Origin of the sequence: Methanoregula sp. (assembly GCF_002835825.1) — an archaeon.
Classification (GTDB): Archaea; Halobacteriota; Methanomicrobia; order Methanomicrobiales; family Methanospirillaceae; genus Methanoregula.
In genome coordinates this window covers 1-2,714 of record NZ_PIZH01000294.1, presented here as the reverse complement: position 1 = coordinate 2,714, position 2,714 = coordinate 1, and the positions used below count along the sequence as shown (strand labels likewise).

Here is a 2,714-nt window from a genome sequence, read left to right as displayed (position 1 = left end):
ACAATTCCTCCCCTTCCCTCTACCCCTTTTGTGACAGTCTGAATACTCCGTTATGTTCTGTGGAATATATTACGTAATTATTATGGTATTTCCCTCCACTGGAAGTAAGGGGGGGTCGGGCAGGGGATGCATGCATTTTTCCGGGCGTGATGATGCGCGTTGCCTGCATGCTGGTGATCCCGGAGGAAAGGGCCGGCACCGGACGGTCCTCCCTGCACCTGCCCGGGATTTCCGGAATTAAATAGTAAGGGATATCATAAAAAAAGAATAAAATACGGGGGCTGATACTGCGATGATACTGCGAATGGTGCGGATCCTTCCTGCCCGGGATGCAAAGGACCCGCTGATCACCTATGGAACAGCACCCGCCGGAGCGTGAGGTATGACACTCCAGGTTCCCTCCGCATCAGCCTTCATCCTCCTGCTGTACTTTATCTCCGGAACCATCGCCCTCTATTTCACGGTACTGGGGTGGCGGAACCGGAATATCCGGCTTTCGCTCCCGTTCACGCTCGTCATGGGCTGCCTCACGATCTGGTTCTATGCCTACATCATGGAGATTACCAGCCCGGACCTCCAGACTGCACTCTTATTCACCAGTATCGAGGTCCCCTGTATCCATTGTATCCCCGTCGGGTTCCTCTTCATCGTCCTGTTCTACACCGGCCGCGACCGGTATCTCACGATCCGGACCGTGCCGCTCTTCTTTATCGTCCCCGTCCTGCTCTGTCTCTCGGTAATCACCAATCCCCTCCATTCCCTGTACTACACGGGGTTTTCCGTGGTGACCTTCGAAGGGCTGAATCTCTGGATCTACCACCATGGCCCGCTCTTCTGGCTCGCCGTTGTGTACAGCTATGGGTTGTCGTTTCTCGCGGTCCTCCTGATCCTGTCGCATATGTCCGAGACCGGGCGCTGCCACCACCGCCCGCTCATCTTTCTCCTGTTTGCCTCGCTTGCCCCGTTCATCGCAAACCTGATGTATGTGCTCCAAATACCGCCGAGCCCGTACCTCGACTTAACGCCGCTCGCGTTCATGGTCACAACCCTCCTCCTCATCGCCGGGCTCTTCCGCTACCTTTTCACAAGGGTGCCTGTTGCCTATGCCCGGATCATCGCAACGATGCGGGATGCAATCATCATCACCACCGGCCCCGCCCGGGTCATCGACCTCAACCCGGCTGCTGAAAAGGTCCTGAAAATTCGCCTCCGGGACGCTATTGGCCGGGATATCGGGGCGCTCCTTCCCGGTCTTCCGGAACCTCTGACAGGCCCGGTGTTGCCCCCGGACGGGGTACGGGCGGAATACCAGATCGCGGGCATGGGGCAGCTCCGGCATTTCGATATCATGGCATTGCCCCTCGCCGAGGAAGGGGCGGCATCTGACGGGAGTCTCTTTGTTCTCCGGGACATCACGGAGCGCAAGGAAGCCGAACTGGCGCTCGCTGATGCAAACCGGAAGATACGGCTCCTCACCAGCATCACCCGGCATGATATCCGGAACCAGCTCACCGGGCTCTCCGGTTATCTTGAGCTGAGCAGGGATTCGGTGGACAATCCCGTGGATATGACACGCTATGTGTCACGGATGCAGCTGGTTGCAAAGGCGATCGAGAACCAGATCGCGTTCACCAGGGACTACGAGAACCTGGGCGGCGGCCCCCCGGTCTGGCAGGACGTGTCATCATGTGTCCGGAAGGCCATGGAGGGACTCCCGTTCGGGAATGTCCGGGTCCGGACGGACCCGATGCAGATCGAAGTCCTTGCCGATCCCCTGCTCGGGAAAGTCTTCTACAATTTATTCGATAATGCGCTGCGCTACGGTGGGAACCGGATGACCGAGATCCATGTCTCTTCCACGACAAAGGATGGTGCACGGATCCTGGTGGTCAGGGACAATGGCGAGGGTATATCGGCAGAGGATAAGCAGAAAGTGTTTTCGAAAGGGTACGGGAGGAACACCGGCCTTGGCCTCTTTCTCACCAGGGAAATCCTCTCCCTTACCGGGATAACGATCCAGGAGACCGGTGAACCCGGTACGGGCGCACGGTTCGAGATAAGGGTCCCTGTGGACAAGTTCCGGTTTACCGGCCCGTAATCAGTTCCTCAGTCCGGGTACCTTACCGGGAGGTATATTCCGGCGCATGCTCTTCTGCCCGGGCCCGGATGCCGATCCAAGGATTTCCCTTGCGGAACCCGCGAGAATGTTAAAGTTACCGTAAAAAACAGAATGTTTATATGACAAAATGTAATACATACTTTACATGGATTGCATGATCCGTTCCGGACATGCATCCCGGAAGATACACCCAGAACCAGGGAGAGTGAAACGATGAAGATTCCAAGAAGCTATTACAGCATTCTGGCGCTGTTCTGCATTGCCGTGATCTGCACTGGTATTGTAAGTGCAGTGGATCAGACGCAGGCTTCCCGGACCAGCCCTGCCTTCAAAGGCATGGGGGACCGGGGATTCGACATGACGAACACGACCTTCCAGCAGGAGATGCTTGCGCGGCTCCAGGAGCAGGGAATTGACGTGACCGGTCTCCAGGCAGCGTTCGAGTCCGGCAATATGGATGAAGTGAGGGAATGGATGAAGGAGCACCGCCCTGTCGTGTCAGGAAACCCCCCGGTGGAAAAAGGCAGGCAGGGATTCGATATGACGAACACGACCTTCCAGCAGGAGATGCTTGCGCGGCTCCAGGAGCAGGGAA

The 2,714-nt window shown here is 56.9% G+C and carries 2 protein-coding genes; both read left to right on the top strand.

The annotated features are described in order from the left end of the window. The first annotated feature begins 382 nt into the window (after positions 1–382). On the top strand, positions 383–2,098 hold the full coding sequence (locus CW742_RS10030) for a histidine kinase N-terminal 7TM domain-containing protein (RefSeq protein WP_292419902.1): 1,716 nt from the start codon (positions 383–385) through the stop codon (positions 2,096–2,098). Between the two features lie 234 nt (positions 2,099–2,332). Continuing rightward, a partial coding sequence (locus CW742_RS10025) for a hypothetical protein (RefSeq protein ID WP_292419900.1) occupies positions 2,333–2,714 on the top strand: 382 nt, incomplete at its 3' end.

What these genes read in the sequence shown, in the direction of transcription:
- CW742_RS10030 (WP_292419902.1), top strand. Translation starts at nt 383, where the DNA reads ATGACACTCCAGGTTCCCTCCGCATCAGCCTTCATCCTCCTGCTGTAC.